Origin of the sequence: Siminovitchia fortis (genome assembly GCF_007681465.1) — a bacterium.
Lineage (GTDB): Bacteria > Bacillota > Bacilli > Bacillales > Bacillaceae_C > Siminovitchia > Siminovitchia fortis.
The window spans coordinates 1-19,987 of record NZ_VEKZ01000024.1; the positions used below are offsets into that span (position 1 = coordinate 1).

Sequence of the window (19,987 nt, forward strand, 5' to 3'; positions counted from 1 at the left end):
AAACAGCATCAGTGGTTCAAAATTAAGTTGCGAAATGGTTCACTTTTCACTTGCGAAATACATGCCATAAAAAAACAGAAAAAGCTGCAAAACGAAATGGGAGTCCCTTCACAGCTGCTCACCCCAAATGAATTGCTTTCCGTCATTCCAGAGCTGAATATCGAAGATTTGTCAGGCGGACTTTACTGCCCGGAAGATGGCTATTTGGATCCTTATTCTGTCATGCAGGCATATAAGCATCAGGCAAGGGAAAGCGGAGTGGATTATATTTCAGAGGAAGTTGATACGATCCTATGTGAACAAGATCAAGTGAAAGGCGTCCGTACAAGAAACGGAAGCCGCCACGATGCTGATATTGTCATCAACTGCGCAGGTGCTTGGGGACCTGAATTAAGTGAAAAAATCGGGCTTCCCATTCCTGTCGTCCCCCTAAAACGGCAGGTGTTCCTGTTTGATACATCCGTACCCCTTCAAAAGCCGCTGCCCCTTACGGTTGATACAACAGGCGTCTATTTCCGCCATGAGGGCGACCGTGTCATCACCGGCTTTTCTGAAAAAGTAAAACCGGGCTATGACTTCAGTTGGAAGCGCTCTTATTTCGATGAGCTATGGCCGATCCTGGCTCATAGAGTGCCCAATTTTGAAAGCTTGAAGCTGGAATCGGGCTGGGCCGGATTGTATGATCACAATACGAAAGACCAAAATGCAATCATCGGAGGACATCCGAAAATGAAAGGCTATTACATGGCGCTCGGATTCAGCGGGCACGGAATGCAGCAGGCTCCCGGGGTCGGACTGGGATTAGCGGAGTTGATCGTCAAAGGCCAATATGAAACACTCGATTTGACACCACTCCGATTTGAGCGGTTTGCCGAAAATGACCTCGTGCTTGAGCAGGCGATTGTGTAATTAAGATGACGGCTCAACACTTTCCACATAAAATGATCTATTCATTTTCGAGATGCGGAATGTTTTTCATAATATCTGCCATGGTAAGATTAGTTTCCTTCAACAGATCAGATCCTGATTTTTTTCTGTTCATTATGATTCCTCCTCTCCTTTGAGGATAGCATACCATTTTTAGAATATTTTACGAATCAAAACCCGGCATCATGGATGCCGGGTTTTGATTATTATTGGATATCACAGGCTTCCGCCAATACTTCCACAATATGAAGAGCTCGTGTCTGTTCCAGGCCGCTTCTTTCCACACCCAGTTTCATTTGCAGCAAACAGCCGGGATTTGTTGTGACAATCGTTTGGGCATTAGTTTCCTTCGCCTTCACCATTTTTTCATCCAATATTTTCATGGATTCCTCGAAATGGATAAGATTATAGATTCCCCCTGACGCGCAGCAGCGGTCGCTTCCTTCCATTTCAACAAACGTTGCACCCGGAACCGAACGGAGAAGCTCTCTCGGCTGCTCCAATACTCCCTGTACATTCCTTAAATGGCAGGAATCCTGGTAAGTGATGATGCCATCCAATTCTTTTTTGAATGGCAGCGGACCCAGTTCAACAAGGACTTCCGTTATATCCCTTGTTTTTTCTACAAAATCCTGCGCACGTGCATGCCACTCAACGTCCTCCTTGAATAAGTTGTCATACTCACGAAGCATCGCCCCGCAGCCGCCGGCATTATTGATAAAATAGTCGGCTCCGGATGATTCAAAAGCCTCGATATTCGCTTTTGCCAGCTTTCTCGCTTCTTCCATGCTTCCTTGATGGGCGTGAAGCGCTCCGCAGCAATTTTGTCCTTTCGGAATGAACACTTCGCAGCCGGCGCTTTGAAGCAACTCGATTGTAAGCCGGTTAACCTTGGACATCATCGCATCCATGATACAGCCGGGGAAAAAGGCCACAGTCATTTTTTTAGGACCGCGGGAAGGAAAGACATCCCCGAATTTATAGCGCTTCGAAGGAGACTCCACAGGAGGAAGGATTTTCTCGAATTGCCCCATCGGTTCGGAAACTTTATTGACAATCTTCAGCTTATGGGCGAGCTTGTTTACGCCTGTTTTTTGATAAAGCCATGTCGCGTTGCCCAGGAAGCGAAGCCGATTCTGATGCGGAAAAACATTGTTGAGCACTTGATCCCGTATTTTCATTCCCGCAGTCGGCTTTTTCTGCTCCTCTTTTTGCTGTAAAGTAATGACCTCTTTGGCCGCCTCGTAGATTTGACCGTACGGAACGTTGACCGGGCAGGCCACCTCGCATGCACGGCAGCCGAGACATAGATCGATCGGTTCAGCGAGATCCTGCTGCAAATCTATTTTTCCTTCTGCCGCCATTTTCACGAGATTGATCCGGCCGCGGGGAGACTGTGCTTCATTGCCCATCGATTCGTACGTCGGACATGCAGGTAAGCAGTATCCGCACTGGACGCACATATTCGCAGCTTCATAGGAAAGGTCGTGGAGCAATGAAACATATTTATGGTCTTGATTGCAACCGGACTTGCTCATATTAGCGCCACCTTTGTCTGGCCCGGCTGCGGAAAAATTTTACCGGGATTTAATATTCCGTTCGGATCCCACGCATCTTTGATCTTTTTCATCATCATAAGACCTTCTTGGCCCAATTCCATTTCCATATAAGGAGCTTTCAGCGTCCCAATTCCATGCTCGCCGGAAAGGGTGCCGCCAAGTTCCACAGCCGCCTCAAAAATTTCACTGACCGCATCTTCCACCCGCTTCATTTCTTCCAGATTGCGTTTGTCCGTTATGATGTTCGGATGAAGATTTCCGTCTCCGGCATGGCCGAATACAACAAGGTTTAACTGATATTTATCCCGGATGGCATGGAGACGCTCCATCATTTTCGGAATTTCGCTTCTTGGAACTGTCGCATCCTCGGAAATTTTCGTCGGACCCATTTGCGTGATAGCAGGGGAAACCATTTTTCTCGCTTTCCAAATGCCGGCCCTTGAAGCTTCATCCTGGGCCACCTTCACTTCTGTTGCATGTTGTTTCAGGCAGATTTCTTCACATCTCTTCATTTCTTCTTCAATGGCCGCTTCGTGGCCGTCGATTTCAATGATGATGATCGCCTCTGCATCGACAGGCAAGCCGCTTGGAGTATAATTTTCAACCGCACGAATGCATGCATTGTCCATCAACTCCATCGCGCTCGGTAAAATTCCCGCTGATAAAATATTCGTGATGGCGTGCCCCGAATCTATCAATCTGTCAAAGGAAGCAAGCAAAGTTTTCCTGGCCTGCGGCTTTGGAATTAACCTCAAAGTCGCTTCTGTCACGATTCCGAGCGTGCCTTCAGATCCTACGATCAGGCGCGTCAGATCATATCCGGTCACATTTTTGACGGTCTTGCCTCCGGTCCGGATAATCTCTCCGGTGGGTGTAACGACTTCCAGACCGATCACATATTCTTTTGTCGTACCGTATTTCAATCCTTTAGGTCCGCTGGAGTTTTCAAGCAGGTTGCCTCCGATTGTGGATACATGGGAGCTGCTCGGATCAGGCGGGTAAAACAGCCCCACAGCTTCCGCCTGCTTATGGATATCGCCGGTAATTACACTTGGCGTTACAATCGCCAATAAATTTTCACGGTCGATGACCAACTTCTTTTTAAATTGCGACATATCCAGGACGATGCCGCCTTTAACGGCCAAAGATCCCCCGCTTAAAGACGTAGCCGCTCCCCGCGGATAAACGGGAATCTTATGTTCATTGGCGAGTTTGATCAGCGAAGCGATCTCTTCTTTATTTTCGGGCTGGATGACCAAGTCCGGGAGATACTCCCCGAACGAAGCATCATAGCTGTATGAATAGCGGTCAGCCAGGTTTGTTAAAATACGTTCTTTTGGAAAAATGGATTCGACGAGCTTGGATAATTGTTCTGTTTCCATATGGGTCACTCCATCTATATAAAAGTGAATTCTTCACTATTTATTCTTGCAATTATTATGCCAACATCAAAACCAACGTGTGATGTATTTATTGCACCATAAGGTGAAACATTAAGAACGATTATGTTTCGTTTTGTTTCAATCTATATCAATATTCCATTTTTTCAACTTCCTCCAGAACGTTGTCCGGCTCATCCCCAATTCTAATGCTGCTTTCCCTTTGTGGAAATGATTCTTTTCAAGGGCCTGAATGATTCGCTCCCGTTCCGATACATATGTCCTTTCTGTTTCAGCCCTTTTTGGTAGGTGCTTTTCAACCTCCAACACATCAATCTCTTGATCCTTGCAAAGCACCGTCAGCCGCTCGCAAAAATTTTGAAGCTGCCGGACATTTCCTTCCCACTCCTCTTCTTTCAATCGTTCCTTCGCTTCGTCCGTCAGCCGGCTTTTTTTCATGAAAGTTTCAGCCAAAACGGGAATGTCTTCACGATGTTCACGGAGAGAAGGCAGATGAAGATCCAAAACACTCAAGCGGTAAAAGAGGTCAGCCCTAAATTCATTGTTTTTAACCATGTCCATCAAGTTTTTATTCGTGGCGGCAATAATCCTTACATCGACAGGGATGATTTTATCGTCTCCAATTCTCATGATCTCCTTTTCCTGCAAAACGCGGAGCAGGCGGCTTTGAAGATTGGGGGAGATTTCTCCGATTTCATCCAAAAATAGCGTCCCTCTGTGAGCAAGCTCAAAAAATCCCTGTTTCCCGCCTTTCATCGCGCCGGTGAAAGCACCTTCGGCGTATCCGAACAGTTCACTCTCCAGCAGACTTTCAGGAAGGGCTGCACAGTTGATTGCAACAAAAGGATTCTTTCTTCGATCGCTGTAATTGTGAATGCTTTGGGCGAACATTTCTTTTCCTGTACCGGTCTCACCGACAATCAAAATATTTGAATCCGCCTCACTGTACAGCTTCGCGGTTTCAATTGTCTGCCCGATCAACTTGCTTTTAAAAACAATGTCGTTGAAGCTGTATTTCGCTACATGCCCCCGGGAATGAATTTGCTTGCGGATTTTTCCTTCCATCTCCTGAATCCCTGTAACATCCTGGAAAGCTACCATATCTCCGGTTTTTTTGCCTTTTAAAAAAATCCCGGCTTTTTTTACAGATAATTGGATGGAGCCGTAACTCACAATCTCTTCCTGGAAATCATTTGGACTAAGCAGAAGATCGAGAAACTTGCCCTTGTTTAAAATGCCGGTAACAGGTTTGCCGGTCAAATCCTTATCATAGATGGATAAAATTTTTTGCGCGGAGGAATTAAAAACTGAAATTCTCTTGTTCAAATCAACAGCAATCACGCCTTCATACGCGTGGTCGAGAATTGTCTGATAGCGCTTGGCCTTCTCCTGCTCTTTCCTGCTGACAATCGCCAGGCGCTTCGCTTCAACGAGCGCCTGGCGGAAGGATTCTTTGCCCGTTTCAATCAGCATAGTCTGCAGGCCGATCCGTTCGGCATATTTGTTTGTATTCAGGCCGCTTATCACAATCTCACATCCATCATTTGCCGCTTGGTCCACCGTCCTGTCTGATGCGGTGATATCATCCAAAATATATTTTTGTATCGGCAAATCAATGATGGCTTCCAGATTTTCAACGCCGTAAATCATATTGGCCGCGCCAATGACGGCAACCTTTTTTCTCCCGAAACGCTCCTTGCATTCAACAAGGCTGCCGATCAGATCAATTCCTTGAACGGGTATATCCACAATGGGAACGGATTCATTATGTTCTTTTAAAAGCTTCGTCACCAGCCCTCTTGAAATGATGACGTCCGCCTCGACTTTTACCTCATGGATTTTATCCGTAGGAATAACGACTTCTTCCAACTGAAACTTTATGTTTTCCTCCGGCGCATCCTTCGCTTCCTGGAGAATGAACTCCTTGAACCTTTCCATGGCGTCTTTTATATAACCTTTGCGAGGTACAACAAGTTTAATGTCAATCAAAGGAATCTCCCCCAACTTTCAGTTACCTTAAGTGTAAACTGAAGGGGCGATGGCTTCCAGTCCAATCATTTCTCAATTAAAAGAAGCCCATCCTGAAGGATGGACCTCGAATGATTATGTTGCCGCCTGGGCTGCAGACAGGATGTTTGGATCCGTCTGGATTTCGATCACAAACGGCTTGCCGCTTTGAAGTGCACGCTTGAAAGCAGGCTTAAACTCTTCATTTTTTCTGACCGTTTCCCCATCACACCCGAACTGCCTGGCGACCGCCGCAAAATCCGGGTTGGTAAGGGGTGTTGCCATTACACGATTCGGAAAATGCTTTTCCTGGTGCGCACGAATTGTTCCGTACATATTGTTGTTGACGACAATGGCAATCACCGGGAGATTGGCACGGACGGCTGTTTCCAGCTCAACCATTGTCATCATGAACCCGCCATCACCCGAAAAAGAAATGACAGTCTTATCGGGGCAGGCCGCTTTGGCACCAATAGCTGCTGGCAACCCATATCCCATTGCACCGGACGTTGGGCCGATATATTCTTTTTCATTCGTGAAACGGAAATATTTCGCAAGCCAGCCGTAAAAATTCCCTGCGTCACTTGTCAGGATGCTATTTTCCGGCACCTCAGCCGCGATATCCGCCATCACGGCATTCAGTTCCGCAAATTCTTGAGAAGCAGATGGGGCCGGCGGAGTTGATGAAGCCAAATAAGCTTCATGGCAATTCTGGACCGCCTTTTCGCGGCTTTCATCCTTGACGGGATTCGCCAATTCAAGCGCTTTTTGCAAAAATTTCTTTGCATCCGACACGACTGCAAGCGCAGCCGGGTAGGCTTTCCCGATCGAGTCCGGCGAAATATCCACTTGAATCAATTCAGTTTTTTCATTCAATAACGTGTAATCCTGCGTCGTCACCTGTGAGAAACGGGTTCCCACAGCAAGAACTAGATCCGCTCCTTTGATATACTCAATTAACTTTGAGTCGGAGCCGAATCCGAGCCATCCCGCATAATTCGTATGGTCATTTGACAACACATTGAAGCGCCTGAACGCTGATGCAACGGGGACTTTCACCTTTTCGGCGAACTTGGCCAAATCCTCCTGCGCGTTGGCGGCAATCACACCGCCGCCTGCGATGATAATCAGCTGATTGGCATTGTTTAATTTCGCCAATACTTTTTCAACTGCTGCATCACCAGCTTCCGGCTTTATAACCTCTGCGACAGTGCCTTCAGGATAATCAATGACATCCTCAAGCATATCGTGGGGAAGAGAAACAACCACCGGGCCAGGCCTTCCCGAACGGGCTATGTAGAAGGCACGGTGGAGAATCTCCGGAATCCGCTCCGCCGTATCGACTTCGACCGCCCACTTGCACAAATGGCTGAAATAAGCGGCAAAGTCCACTTCCTGGAATGCCTCTTTCCCTTTGAACGGCCTTTCCACCTGCCCAATCAGCGCGACAAGCGGCGTTGAGTCCTGCATAGCGGTGTGAAGTCCGATCGATAGATTCATAGCACCCGGCCCCCGGGTCGCCATACAAACGCCAACCTTGCCGGATGCTTTTGCATAAGCTTCAGCCATGAAAGAAGCGCCGCCCTCATGGCGTGTCGAAATCAATTCAATTTTCGGATGTTCATACAACCCGTCAATGACTCCCAAATAACTTTCCCCTGGTACACAGAAGGCTTTTTTCACACCCTCCTTCTCCAAAACTTTTACAACAATATGTCCGCCTGATAGTTTTTTCATTGCTTTCCTCCGGTTCAAAAATGATAAGACGGTCCAGAGTGTTTCCTGCACCGTCACCTTTTAATACTATGATAATCAAAATCCCTATTATTAGAAAGATTTAAATAATGTTAATTTTCATCCTCCACAATCGCCACCGCCCGCATCGGAGCCCCGCTCCCTTTTCCGATTTTAATCGGGAAACCGGCAAATTTGCAGGTTGATCCGGGAATTTCGGACAGCCCCGTCATATTTTCAATCATGTACCATTCATATTTTTTCATCAGGCAGTGTGCCGGATAGCGCTCAGGAGAATTAGGCTTAAGCCCGGAATCAGGGTCGCGGATGTAACGGTCCAGTTCAATGGTGACCATATCCACTCCGAGTGTGACCATCCCTTTGTTAATCATCCATTCAATCGTGTCCGGCAAAATATTGAGCAGATCGCGGAAATAGTCTGGAGTCCCGTAAAGTTTATCCCTTTCTGTTTTAAGAAGAACAATATGATAATCTTCCAAATTCACCTGGGCTTTTTCCGCCGCTCGCTGAATATCCACAATCGTGACATCCGCATGTGCCTCCATATGCGAAAGGTCAAGGATACATGCGTCTCCATAAAAAGCTTCCAATGGGACCTCATCCGTATAAAGACCATCGGGATTGAAATGCTTCGTCGCATCCATGTGGGTCCCCGCATGATCCCCGATATACAAAGCACATTCATAAAATCCGTTTGCCTCGTAAGTTGCAAAAGTGCTGATCATGGATCTGGCATTTTCACCAAGCTGCTGAAATGGGTTCTCACCGTAGCTTGTAAGAGTATGGGATAAATCTATCAGTCTTTCCTTCCGCTTTCCCAATCAGGATTCCCCCTTTATTTTTGACGAAATTCCATTGCCATTTAGGTGGACGAGCTCAACCCTTACAGCGTAATCCGCTGCCCGATATTTTCCCTCAAAGCCTTTTCGTAAAAATAATTGGCCGCAACGATATCAGCAGCCGCAAAGCCGACGGATTTAAAAATCGTCAGCTCCTCGTCGGTCTCTCTTCCTGCTGCTTCATTGCTGACGATGAATCCCAGCTCCGAATGGATCCGCTCAGGGCTGAAATGCCCTTCCTGTATCGGGATTTGCAGGCAGCCCGCTTCTTCCAATGCCGCCTCAACTGATTCCACGACCACTTTATCCGCGCCCGATACCGCATGTGTTGGGAGTTCCTGCATTGTCGGCTGATAGGAACCGATCGCGTTCACATGAACGCCTGGCTCCAGCCGTCTTGAAAAAACAGGGGTGCTTGAACTGGTAGCCGTCACTACGATGTCAGCCCCGTCAATTGCCTGGTCCGCATCCTGATGCACTAAAACTTCTACCTCATGCCGGGTCCTGAGCTGTTTGGCCAGATCATACGCCTTCTTTTCACTGCGGTTGTAGAGACTGATTTTTTCAATATTCCTTACTGCCATCACTGCTTCACATTGGCCGATTGACTGTGCACCCGTCCCGATGATGGAAAGGATCCTGGCATTTTCCCGCGCCAAATATTTGGTGGCCGCTCCGGACAATGCCCCTGTTCTCATTACCGTTAAGTAGGAGCCTTCCAATAGGGCAAGCGGTTCTCCTGTTTGCACATCCGCCAATAAGACCACACCGTTGATGGCTGCCTTCCCCATCTTTTTATTATTAGGAAAGCTGCCGACATATTTGATTCCAAGGCTCCCGGCGTCTTCTGCAACTGAAGGCATGAAAATCGCATGCCCTTCTGCTTTTTCCACATTTAAGACAGTCCGTACGGGCGTCACTGTTCTTTTCGCCGAGTATTCTTTCAATGCGGTGGAAACAGCCTCGATCATCTCCGGCATATGGAGCAGCTTTTCCTGGTCACTCGCGCTTAGGACTAACATTTCCATCCCCCCTATAAATCAGCCATTCTTCTTTTCTCATTCGCAAGATGGCGTTTCATTGAGCGTTCGGCTTTTTCTGCATCCAGGCTAAAAATGAATCAGGCTCCCAAATAAGCTTTAATAATCCGCTCATCATCGCGAAGGACTTCGGCGGAATCATGCAAAACAATTTCCCCCGTTTCGATGATATATCCGCGGTGAGCCAATCCGAGGGCGGCCCTCGCGTTTTGCTCAATCAATAAAACGGTCGTCCCCTGCTTATTGATTTCCTGGATAATCTCCATGATCCCTTGAACAATGATCGGGGCAAGCCCCATGGAAGGTTCATCGAGCATCAGAAGTTTCGGCTCTGCCATCAATCCCCTGCTTATGGCCAGCATTTGCTGTTCTCCGCCGCTCAAGGTTCCTGCCAGTTGATCCTTCCTTTCTTTCAACCTTGGAAAAAGCTCAAATGAGCGGTCAATGCCGTCTTTCAAAAATGCCTTATCCTTCCTTTTGGTAAAACCGCCAAGCTCCAGATTCTCCATGACGGTCAACCCTCCGAAAATCCTTCGCCCTTCCGGAACATGGGTGATTCCGGCTTCTACGACTTGATGGGGCGGCCGGCCTGCGATGTTTTTACCGCCAAATTCCAGCGTTCCGCTTTTGGGCGGAACCAACCCGCTGATTGTCTTTAAGGTCGTGCTTTTTCCTGCGCCGTTGCTTCCAAGCAGGGCGACAATCTCCCCTTCGCCCACTTCCAGGGAAACGCCTTTCAAGGCATGGATTTTTCCGTAATATGAGTGAATCTCTTCAAGCTTTAACAATGGGCTCAAACCGCATCCTCACCCTTCCCCAGATAAGCTTCAATCACTTTGGGATTCCTTAACACTTCTCCCGGCGTTCCTTCAGCTATTTTTTGGCCGTAGTCAATCACAATCACTTTTTCAGAAATTTTTTTGATCAGGCCCATATCATGGTCAATGATCAGGATGGTTATTTTATAGTTCTCCCGTATTCTTAAAATCAGATCGACAAGCCGTTCCTTTTCTTCAAAGTTCAGGCCTGCGGCCGGCTCATCCAACAATAAAAACTTGGGCCTTGTGGCTAAAGCCCGGGCTATTTCCAGGTAACGCTGAACCCCGTAAGGCAGGTTCTTCGCAGCCCGGTAGGCATACTCCCTGATTCCGACGAAATCGATGCATTCCATCGCTACCTCTTCAATTTGTCTTTCTTCGTCTCTTTGCGCCTTTGTTTTTAAAATGGCACCCAAAACCAGTTGCTTCGTCCTGCAATGCATGCCTGATTTCACGTTGTCCAAAGCGGAAAGGTCGGGAAAAAGGCGCAGGTTCTGAAAAGTCCGTGCCAGCCCCATTTTGGTGATTTTGCTCGGCTTTTTGCTATTCAAGCTCTCTCCGTCTAAAAACATCGATCCAGCTGAAGGCTTATAAAATCCGGTGATCATGTTAAAAACAGAAGTTTTGCCTGCTCCGTTAGGGCCAATGACACTGACAATCGAATTTGAGTCAATCGTAAAGGATAAATCATTAACTGCGACCAGACCGCCAAAGCGGAGAGTTAAATTTTCCACTTGTAAAACAGCCATTTCGACACCTCATTTCTAATCACTGGCTTTTCACGTCCAAATCGGAATGATCTCCTGTAATGGGCGGGGACGGTGGTTCATCCGATTCCGGCTCCGTCTCATATTTGGCGGGCCACAATCCTTGCGGGCGGAAAAGCATCATGATAATCATGAGCAAACCGAACACCAAATATCGCCAATCGGAGACGTTCCGCAAAAACTCCGGAAGCACGATAACTAAAATGGCCCCGATCGTCACCCCGGTCACGCTTCCGATTCCGCCGAGAACGACCGCCAGCAAAATCATGATGGATTGAAGCACCTTAAAACTGTGCGGTGCCACCGCTCCCATTTTTACAGCGAAAAATGAACCTGCCAAACCGCCGATAATGGCACCGATCACGAATGCCAGCAATTTCATTCTGACCCTGTCAACACCCATTGCCTCTGCAGCGTCTTCATCTTCGCGGATATACGTCCAAGCCCTTCCGATCCGGGAACGGCCCAGACGGGCTGTAACAAAAATAGTGATAACAGCAAGGATTAAAATCACAAAATAAAAATCCAGCTGGCTCTTTAATTCATATCCTCCAATGTTGGGACTGGGGATGCCGAATATTCCCGTAGCAGTTCCGGTGATTTCCAGATTCGTTGCCGTAATCCGGATGATTTCGCCGAATCCGAGGGTGACAACTGCCAAGTAATCGCTGCGCAGCCTGAGTGAGGGAGCTCCGATAATGGCGCCGCTGATCGCTGAAAACAGTGCAGCAACCGGAAGCGTCATCAAAAACGGCCACTCATAAGCTGTCATTAAAATCCCTGTCGTATAGGCTCCAATCGCGAAAAATGCTGCATATCCAAGATCAAGCAATCCCGCATATCCGGCAACGACATTCAATCCTTGGGCCATGATGATGTAAAGCAGAGCGAGCGTAGCGACATCAATCCAATAATTATTTGTCATGAACGGAAACGCGAGGGCTGCCAATAATAGAACGGTCAATACGGCTGTCCGTTTCTTAAGCACACTCATCGGCTACATCCTCTCCGTCACTTGCTTACCCAGTATGCCTGTTGGCTTGAAGACAAGGAATAAAATCAATATGGCGAAAGCGATGACATCTTTCCAGGCTCCGCCGATCACCATCGTGCCGGCTGTTTCCAATATACCGAGCATGAAACCGCCAAGCATCGCCCCCTGGATATTTCCGATGCCTCCCAAAACGGCAGCAGTGAACGCTTTTAACCCCATGATGAAGCCCATGAGAAAATTGATCGTCCCGTAATAGACCGCTGTCATGATACCCGCAGATGCAGCCAGGGTCGTTCCGATAAAAAATGTCATGGCGATCACATTGTTGATATTGACGCCCATGAGGCTGGTTGCTGTCTGATCCATCGAAATCGCCCTCATGGCCTTCCCATATAACGTTCCATGGACAAATCTTTGCAGCCCATACATTAAGGCTGCAGCAACCAATACTAAAATAATCTGTGAGTAAGTGATATTTGCTCCCAGGATGTCAATGCCAGCTGTCGGTAATTTAATGGGAAAAGTCAGGTAATTCGGGCTCCAAATGAGCATGGAACCATATTCCAAAGAGAGGCCTACTCCAAGAGCCGTAATCAGAAGAGAGATGCGCGGAGCATTCAATAAAGGGCGGTAAGCCAGCCGTTCCACCCCCATGCCGACCATGCCGACCAAGATAATCGAAACAATAAAGACAATTCCAATCGCCAACATGCCCGGACCGGCGGACCCGCCCATCAAAAGCGATATCCCGGTATACCCGATAAAAGCGCCAAACATATAAAAGTCCCCATGTGCAAAGTTCAACAGCCTGATAATTCCGTAGACCATCGTATAACCAAGGGCGATCAGACTGTAAAATGCCCCCAATACAAGTCCGTCCCCAAGTGCCTGAACGAGAATTTCCATATGACGATCACCGCTTTCCCCTGTTTTTAAAAAAGAGAGTCCCTTGAAATGGCAAGGGACTCTCTTACTCCCTCGTGTGGTTACTCTACAATTTCAAATTTTCCATTGTTGAGCTGGATCAGCAAGAAATCCGCGTTTTCCCTTGTCCCATCCTCTTTGAACGTGTATGTTTCTCCAAAGGCTGGAAAATCTTTCGTTTCGCTCAACGCCTTGATCAACGCTTCTTTGTCGTCAGGGTCACCTACGCGTTCAATCGCATCAGCCGCCAGGCGGATTCCGTCGTATTGCCTATGGCCGAACGTCAAAGGATTGTTTCCGTATGTTTCTTTGTATTCTTTTACAAAGGCCTTTGCTTCCGGAGTATCAACGTAATTGATCGTGACCGCCTGTGAAAGGATGACGCCTTCCGCATCCTTTTCGCCGGCCACTTCAACGAACGGCTCGGTCGGATTGCCGTCTCCCGCCATAAACGGACCGCTCACACCTTTTTGTTTGAACTGCTTCATGATCAATCCGCCGGCATTATAAAAGCCTGTGAAATATGTCGCGTCCGGATTAAGGGATTTAAGCTTTGTCGCCAATGCCCCAAAATCTTTCTCTTCCGGGTTGATCGCTTCAAATGCGATTACCTTCCCGCCGTTTTTCTCATGCAATTCCTTTGTAATGTCGGCAGTGTCCCTCGCATAGTCGGAATTATCGTGAATAAGCGCCAATTTGTCCATGTTGTTGTCTTTTAAATAGTCAGCGACCCTTTTGCCCTGGTCAAAAACCATGCTGTTGATGAAGAAAAGGTTATTGTACCCCTGCTCAGGAAGCTGCGGTGAATTGGCTGCAACCATGATCGTCGGCATTCCCGCTTTATGGAGCACTCCGCTGGCAGGCAGGGCGGCAGCCGAACAATAATGTCCGACAACAATGCTGACGTCATCCTGGACCAGCTTATTCGCTGCTGTCACGGCCTGCTGCGGATCACAGGCATCATCGACCATAACCAGTTCGATATCTTTCCCAAGGACACCTCCGGCTTCATTGATGTGCTTGGCTGCCATTTCCGCTCCGTTTGCCATGTCCTTCCCTTCAGCTGCACTCGGTCCGGTGGTCGGTACGGATACACCGATTTTGATCGTATCGCCTCCGCCTCCGGATGAGGAACCGCCGCCATCACTGCTTGTACTCTTTCCTCCGCCGTCAGAACCGCAGCCGCTCAGAATGAGCGCCAGCATCAACAAAGCAGCCATGATAAGCGAAAGCCTTTTTCTTTTGAACATCATTGAATTCCCCCTATTGTTTTTTAAAATATCACTGGCAAACGGCTAGTTTTAAAAGGGCAACCACCTCCCTAAACGGTGGATGTATGCGCTTACAAACAGTTAGAAGATCCTTAAATTATCATAAAATGACGCAATAGTAATTTAACCCTTCGGAATTTTTCGATAAATACAGACACAGAACCGGTCATCGGGTGGCCAGGTGGTATGATTAGGACTAACTTACTGCAATTTATATTTTTTGTCAATAATTTATTTGAATATTGCCAAAACTGTATATGATTCGACATCATTATTAAAGTGAAAAAAGGCAGAAGGCACCCACATTTCCTCTCCAATGGCCTTCTGCTGTTTCTAAATTGGATTTTTCCGGTACTGCCGTGCTCCAGCGCCTATGAACAGGCGTTCTCGCTTTTCTATTGTCCAGCTCCGGGCGGCAGGGGCTCGAGGTCGCTTCAAAAAAACCAATGAAGGCAAAGGGCGCCTTCACTGGTTTTTTCTCCAGCGCTTGTCGCCCCTGGGCAGCCGCCCTCCGCTTTTCTATTTGTCCAGCTCCAGCGCCTATCGACTAGCAGACTTCGCTCCTAATGTGCTCCTGCGGCGAGGCTTATTCGACGATGTTTGGCTCACCTCGTCGCAAAGCTGCATGAAGCTGACTCAGGGAAGTTTCTCATGAGGTAATCCAAGTAAGTTGCTTTCCTACGATAAGTCAACATCGGCTCGCCTGCGGCATCGCCGTGTTTCCTTTATCTCGTCAGAGTCACTCCAGTCTGTACGTCGATGGACAGGCGCTTTCGCTTTTCTATTAATAATTATCAATTTGCGCACGCTGGATTTTTCCGCTGTAATCTACGTAGACGGATCTCCACTCGGTGAATACATCAAGTGAGGCAACGCCGGAATCGCGGTGACCGTTGCCTGTTCCTTTCGTTCCTCCGAACGGAAGGTGGATTTCAGCACCGGTGGTACCTGCATTCACATAGACAATACCTGTATCAAAATCACGCATAGCGCGGAAAACTTTGTTTACGTCAGCTGTAAAAATGGAACTGGAGAGCCCAAACTTCACACTGTTGTTCACTTCGATCGCTTCATCCAGATCTTTTACAGGAATGAAAGATACGACCGGTCCGAAAATTTCTTCCTGGCCGATCCGCATGTCGGATCTGACATCCGTGAAAAGAGTCGGCTGATAGAAGTTTCCTTTATCCAATCCGTTTTCTGTGGCGATTTCCCCGCCTGCCAGGAGCTTCGCTCCCTCTTCCTTCCCAATTTTCACGTATTCGTGAATTTTTTCAAGGGCATCACGGTTAATGACAGGCCCAACATCGACAGATTCATCCAAACCGTCGCCAAGTTTCAAGTCCTTCATTTTCTCAAGAACCTTCTGTTCCAGTGCTTCTTTGACCGATTCCTGGACGATGACACGGCTGCAGGCAGTGCATCTTTGTCCGGACGTACCAAAGGCGCTCCACACGATTCCATCTGCCGCCAGATCCAGATCCGCATCCTCCAATACCGTCACGGCGTTTTTTCCGCCCATTTCAAGTGAAGTGCGCTTCAGCAGTTCACCGGCCCGGCCATTGATTTTGGCTCCGACTTCATTTGATCCTGTAAACGAAACAAGGTCGATATCAGGATGCTCGACAATGGCGTTTCCGACAACGCTTCCCGAGCCGTACACAAGGTTGAGGAGCCCTTTTGGCAGCCCGGCTTCTTCATAAATTTTCACAAATTCCGCTGCCAAAAATGGCGTTTCGGATGCAGGTTTCCAAACAACGGCATTCCCCGCAACCAATGCCGGGAGAGACTTCCAGGAGGCAATGGCGATCGGGAAGTTCCAAGGCGTGATCAATCCTGCCACACCCACAGGCACACGGACACTCATGGCAAACTTGTCCCTTAACTCGGACGGAACCGTCTCCCCGAACAGCCGGCGGCCTTCCCCTGCCATATAAAAAGCCATATCGATCGCTTCCTGCACCTCACCGCGTGCTTCAGCTATGACTTTCCCCATCTCTTTCGTCAAGACCTGCGCCAATTGCTCCTTGCGCTCTTTCAACAAATACGCCACTTCATATAAAACGTCTGCACGTTCGGGAGCCGGTACAAGCGCCCATTTCTTTTGTGCTTCCTTCGCGGCCTGAACCGCACGATCCACATCTTTGGCGGTGGAAACGGTCACCTCGCCAAGCACCTCGCCGTTCACCGGATTCGTATTCTTGATGAATTCGCCTGATTCAGAAGGAACCCATTCCCCATTAATAAAGTTTACATATCGTTCCATACGTCTGACTCCTCCTTCATTCGTTCATTCTGTATCAATCAAAGATGTCTTGCCGTTCATCCATCAATTATATCAATCTAAACGCTTTCATACTATTACTTTAACAATTTGACTTTTATCATTCTATGGTCAACCTGTACAAAAATGAATGATTCACATGCCTGTATATTATTGAAAGCATACAATTGGCGTGCAGCATTCTTTTGTATTGAATATTTGAATCGGGCAATTGACAAAATATTATTGGAGGTGATTAGGATGGCTAAAAGAACACAAAGCAACATTGAAGGGATGAACCCGGAAAAGAAGCAGGATTACGGGGCAAAGATTGATCCAACCGAGCCATTGAGCGCAGCACAAAGGCTCAACAACAAAAAAAGAAAAAGAATCAGTAAAAAACTTGGAAGCGGTCCCTTCTTCGCTTCCAAGTTTTTTATCTTTTTAAAGGCCTTTCGTTTATTCAATAGACTGTATGTTTATTAAAAATACTGCATTGATTTTCGCATAATACAGGAGTATAATAAGTATAGATATACAAATACCATTCATTTTTTCTTTTAGTTTTTCGGAAATAAATATATAGAGGTGTTGCTGTTTGTTTGCTGATGATCGATTTCGCGATTACCAGCCTGCAAGCCTCCGCAAAGATTTCATTTCTGGGATCACTGTCGGTATCGTAGCCATTCCTCTTGGGATGGCTTTTGCCATGGCTTCCGGCGTTAAGCCTGAATACGGTATTTACACGACGATTATCGCTGGATTAATTGTATCTTTGCTCGGCGGCTCCCGCTATCAAATCGCGGGTCCTACGGGGGCTTTCATTCCGATTTTGCTTGCCGTAGTACTTCAATATGGTTACGAGGATTTGTTGATCGCCGGCTTGATGGCCGGGGTCATGCTTGTGGCAATGAGTTTTTTCAAACTCGGAAATCTGGTTCATTTCATTCCAAGGTCCGTTACCATCGGTTTTACCACGGGTATCGCCGTCATCATTTTCACTGGACAGCTCGGCAACTTTTTCGGCTTGGATTTGGACAGTCATGAGTATTTCCACCAAAATATGGCGGAGTTTTTCAGCCATTTGGGAGTGGTCAACGGATATAGCATCCTGACCGCTGTCATCGGTCTCCTTGTCATTATTTTCGTGCCAAGAATTTTCCCGCGTGTTCCCGTGCTGCTTGTGGGGTTGATTATTCCCACTATATTTGCGGCTCTTCTTTTTCCGGGACAGGTGGAAACGGTCGGCACTGCGTACGGGGGCATCCCGCAGTCTCTTCCCAAGCTGCAGTTTCCGGAAATCACATGGGCAAAAATCGGCACGTTGTTCACTCCTGCGCTGGTCATCGCCGCACTGGGGGCGATTGAATCATTGCTGTCCGCAGTAGTTGCGGATGGGATGACCGGAGACAGGCATAATTCCAACCGTGAATTGTTCGGACAAGGAATTGCCAACATCGTTGCTCCATTGTTCGGCGGAATTCCTGCCACGGGAGCAATCGCCCGTACAGCAACGAACATTAAATCCGGTGCAGTAAGCCCGCTGTCCGGAGTCATTCACAGTGTTTTCGTACTTTTGACGCTGCTTTTACTTGCGCCCTATGCTTCTTATATTCCACTGGCAGCCATGGCGCCGCTTCTCATGCTTGTGGCATGGAATATGAGCGGATACAAATCATTTAAACAAATATTGCAATTGAGGACGAGCGACTCATTGGTTCTTGCCGTTACCTTTCTTCTGACTGTGTTCATAAACTTGACCGTTGCTGTCCAAGTCGGCCTCTTGCTAGCGGTCCTGTCTTTTGTAAAAAAGAAAAGCGAACAGCTTCAAATCGACGACCCGGTCGACATCCAAAGACAGCGGCAGGAATCATTGGATTTGACAGCACATTTTCAAATGAAGAAGTTCACCATCAGGGGACCGTTATTTTTCGGAACCGCACAGAGCTTCGAACATTCCCTCATGGCTTCGATCAGGAGAATGCCCCGGGTGATCCTGCTCGACATGCAGTATGTAACGATGATTGATGCGACAGGCGAGGATAAGCTGGCGCTGATCATTGATAATATTAAAAAAGCCGGCAGTACAGTCCTTGTTTCAGGGTTGCCGGATTGGGGCATCGACTTGTTCAAGAAAAGCGGCTTATATGAAAAAATCGGCGCTTCCTCCTTTTTCCCGGATGAAGCAAGCGCAAGGGAATCATTCTTCCGAAAACAAGAAGCGATTGAAGCAGAGGAAAGGGAATCACTCTTGGGCAGGAAAGAAACGGCGGAGTGATTCCCGCTTTTGTGGGTACCTTTACTTTTACCGGGGGAGGTTCCGATGCAGCAGTTGGGCGTTAGGATTGCCATATTTATGGATGCTGCGATCGTACGGATGGTATTAGTGCCGTCACTCACGAAACTGCTTGGCGACTTGAACTGGTGGGCGCCGTTTAAAAAGAATGCCTAGGAAAGAGGAGCATCGCAGTATTACGTTTGCTCCTTTTCATATATGTAGAGCCTCCCATTTTCGAATCTTCTTTTCCGCGCACCCGCATATCCCTGCTTTTCAAGCTCTTTCGCAAGGACATAGAGGAAAAAGCCGTGCGATACTATTAAAATATTCTTCTCTTCTTTTTTCTTAATAAAATCCAGAAACTGCCGTGCCCTTTCCTTTGATTCTTTCCGTGATTACCTTGAAATGCCTGACCAATCCAATACGCATAACTCCACCTCACTTTTCCATTTTAATATATAGTTGTACATAACGGGTATACAAAACGGGAGGGGAGTTGAATGGATGTTTAAAAATCGGAAATACAATTTGACAGGCAAAAACTGGCTCATTATCGGCGATAGCATCACGGATAAGCAGCATCATCCCAAAACGAAAAAATATCATGAATATATAAGGGAGAAGACTGGATGCAAAGTGCTGGATTACGGTGTTTCAGGATCAGGGTTCACTGTGAAGGAAAGCTTTTTGGAAAGGCTTCAGAGAACGCCGCCTGATGCGGATTACATTACCGTGTTCGGCGGGACGAATGATTTTCGCCTTGGCAGCAAGCCTCTTGGCGTTTTTCAAGACAAGAATAACGATTCTTTTTACGGGTCCCTGCATCTGTTTTTTGAGGCATTGATCAAAAAATATCCGACAAAGATATTGGGCGCCATTACTCCTCTGCCCAGATGGAGAGAAAGCGAGGGCGACTGGAACAGCAGGGGCGAAACATTGAAGCAGTATGCCGAAGCGATCAAAGAAGTGACGGGCTTTTATGGAATCCCGTGCAAAGACATGTACTCAGAAGGCGGCATTTATGCGAAAAATCCTGTTTTCATTTCCGCCTTTATGCCGGACGGCCTGCATCCGAACAGCGAGGGGCATCGGCTTTTTCATAATAAAATTTTAACTTTTTTGGAAGGATTGTAGGGGGTGCTCCC

At 47.5% G+C, this 19,987-nt stretch carries 18 protein-coding genes; 5 read left to right on the forward strand and 13 right to left on the reverse strand.

The genetic code is table 11. The annotated features are described in order from the left end of the window. Positions 1 to 909: NAD(P)/FAD-dependent oxidoreductase (locus tag FS666_RS09675; RefSeq protein WP_244943889.1), on the forward strand; the 909-nt coding region annotated here is incomplete at its 5' end. Between the two features lie 224 nt (positions 910 to 1,133). Here the strand turns inward: FS666_RS09675 and FS666_RS09680 are convergent. From FS666_RS09680 to FS666_RS09735, 12 genes are all read right to left on the reverse strand, one after another. Then, positions 1,134 to 2,465 (reverse strand): (Fe-S)-binding protein, encoded by a 1,332-nt coding sequence (locus FS666_RS09680; RefSeq protein ID WP_144461874.1) that lies wholly within the window; start codon positions 2,463 to 2,465, stop codon positions 1,134 to 1,136. After that, on the reverse strand, positions 2,462 to 3,868 hold the full coding sequence (locus FS666_RS09685) for an FAD-binding oxidoreductase (RefSeq protein WP_144461877.1): 1,407 nt from the start codon (positions 3,866 to 3,868) through the stop codon (positions 2,462 to 2,464). Before FS666_RS09685 ends, FS666_RS09680 begins: the two co-directional genes overlap by 4 nt. 138 nt (positions 3,869 to 4,006) lie before the next feature. Beyond that, positions 4,007 to 5,875 (reverse strand): sigma 54-interacting transcriptional regulator, encoded by a 1,869-nt coding sequence (locus tag FS666_RS09690; protein ID WP_144461879.1) that lies wholly within the window; start codon positions 5,873 to 5,875, stop codon positions 4,007 to 4,009. Between the two features lie 114 nt (positions 5,876 to 5,989). Further along, positions 5,990 to 7,630, reverse strand: a complete 1,641-nt coding sequence (locus FS666_RS09695) for a thiamine pyrophosphate-dependent enzyme (protein WP_144461881.1) — start codon at positions 7,628 to 7,630, stop codon at positions 5,990 to 5,992. A 110-nt stretch (positions 7,631 to 7,740) separates the two neighbouring features. Beyond that, the gene (locus FS666_RS09700) at positions 7,741 to 8,469 is read right to left on the reverse strand and encodes a cyclase family protein (protein WP_144461883.1); all 729 of its coding nucleotides are present in this window, start codon (positions 8,467 to 8,469) and stop codon (positions 7,741 to 7,743) included. Positions 8,470 to 8,531: 62 nt separating this feature from the next. Further along, positions 8,532 to 9,509: an ornithine cyclodeaminase family protein gene (locus tag FS666_RS09705; protein WP_144461884.1), complete on the reverse strand. Its 978-nt coding sequence runs from the start codon at positions 9,507 to 9,509 to the stop codon at positions 8,532 to 8,534. Positions 9,510 to 9,607: 98 nt separating this feature from the next. Then, positions 9,608 to 10,324 carry an ABC transporter ATP-binding protein gene (locus tag FS666_RS09710; RefSeq protein WP_144461885.1) on the reverse strand — a complete coding sequence of 239 codons (717 nt, stop codon included), beginning with the start codon at positions 10,322 to 10,324 and terminating at the stop codon, positions 9,608 to 9,610. Further along, positions 10,321 to 11,094 (reverse strand): ABC transporter ATP-binding protein, encoded by a 774-nt coding sequence (locus tag FS666_RS09715; protein WP_120070525.1) that lies wholly within the window; start codon positions 11,092 to 11,094, stop codon positions 10,321 to 10,323. The genes FS666_RS09710 and FS666_RS09715 overlap by 4 nt, the downstream gene beginning before the upstream one ends. Before the next feature lie 19 nt (positions 11,095 to 11,113). Beyond that, complete coding sequence (locus tag FS666_RS09720) at positions 11,114 to 12,106, reverse strand: branched-chain amino acid ABC transporter permease (RefSeq protein ID WP_144461887.1); 993 nt, start codon at positions 12,104 to 12,106, stop codon at positions 11,114 to 11,116. 3 nt (positions 12,107 to 12,109) lie between these two features. Further along, a complete protein-coding gene (locus FS666_RS09725; protein WP_144461888.1) occupies positions 12,110 to 13,012 on the reverse strand; it encodes a branched-chain amino acid ABC transporter permease in 903 nt (300 codons plus the stop codon). An 80-nt stretch (positions 13,013 to 13,092) separates the two neighbouring features. Continuing rightward, positions 13,093 to 14,280, reverse strand: a complete 1,188-nt coding sequence (locus FS666_RS09730; protein WP_144461930.1) for a branched-chain amino acid ABC transporter substrate-binding protein — start codon at positions 14,278 to 14,280, stop codon at positions 13,093 to 13,095. An 805-nt stretch (positions 14,281 to 15,085) separates the two neighbouring features. Then, a complete protein-coding gene (locus tag FS666_RS09735) occupies positions 15,086 to 16,567 on the reverse strand; it encodes an aldehyde dehydrogenase family protein (RefSeq protein ID WP_120070535.1) in 1,482 nt (493 codons plus the stop codon). 258 nt (positions 16,568 to 16,825) lie between these two features. Between FS666_RS09735 and sspO the strand changes: the two genes are divergently transcribed. From sspO to FS666_RS20475, 3 genes are all read left to right on the forward strand, one after another. Then, complete coding sequence (sspO, locus tag FS666_RS19790) at positions 16,826 to 17,050, forward strand: small acid-soluble spore protein SspO (RefSeq protein ID WP_186306524.1); 225 nt, start codon at positions 16,826 to 16,828, stop codon at positions 17,048 to 17,050. Positions 17,051 to 17,162: 112 nt separating this feature from the next. Further along, positions 17,163 to 18,842: a SulP family inorganic anion transporter gene (locus tag FS666_RS09745; protein ID WP_144461889.1), complete on the forward strand. Its 1,680-nt coding sequence runs from the start codon at positions 17,163 to 17,165 to the stop codon at positions 18,840 to 18,842. 45 nt (positions 18,843 to 18,887) lie between these two features. Continuing rightward, positions 18,888 to 19,016: a hypothetical protein gene (locus FS666_RS20475; RefSeq protein ID WP_260842185.1), complete on the forward strand. Its 129-nt coding sequence runs from the start codon at positions 18,888 to 18,890 to the stop codon at positions 19,014 to 19,016. Positions 19,017 to 19,036: 20 nt separating this feature from the next. Here FS666_RS20475 and FS666_RS20650 read toward each other — a convergent pair whose 3' ends face one another. Beyond that, complete coding sequence (locus FS666_RS20650; protein ID WP_144461932.1) at positions 19,037 to 19,201, reverse strand: histidine phosphatase family protein; 165 nt, start codon at positions 19,199 to 19,201, stop codon at positions 19,037 to 19,039. 145 nt (positions 19,202 to 19,346) lie between these two features. On the opposite strand from FS666_RS20650, the gene FS666_RS09755 reads away from it, so the two are divergent. After that, positions 19,347 to 19,976 (forward strand): SGNH/GDSL hydrolase family protein, encoded by a 630-nt coding sequence (locus tag FS666_RS09755; RefSeq protein WP_144461894.1) that lies wholly within the window; start codon positions 19,347 to 19,349, stop codon positions 19,974 to 19,976. The last annotated feature ends 11 nt before the right edge of the window (positions 19,977 to 19,987 follow it).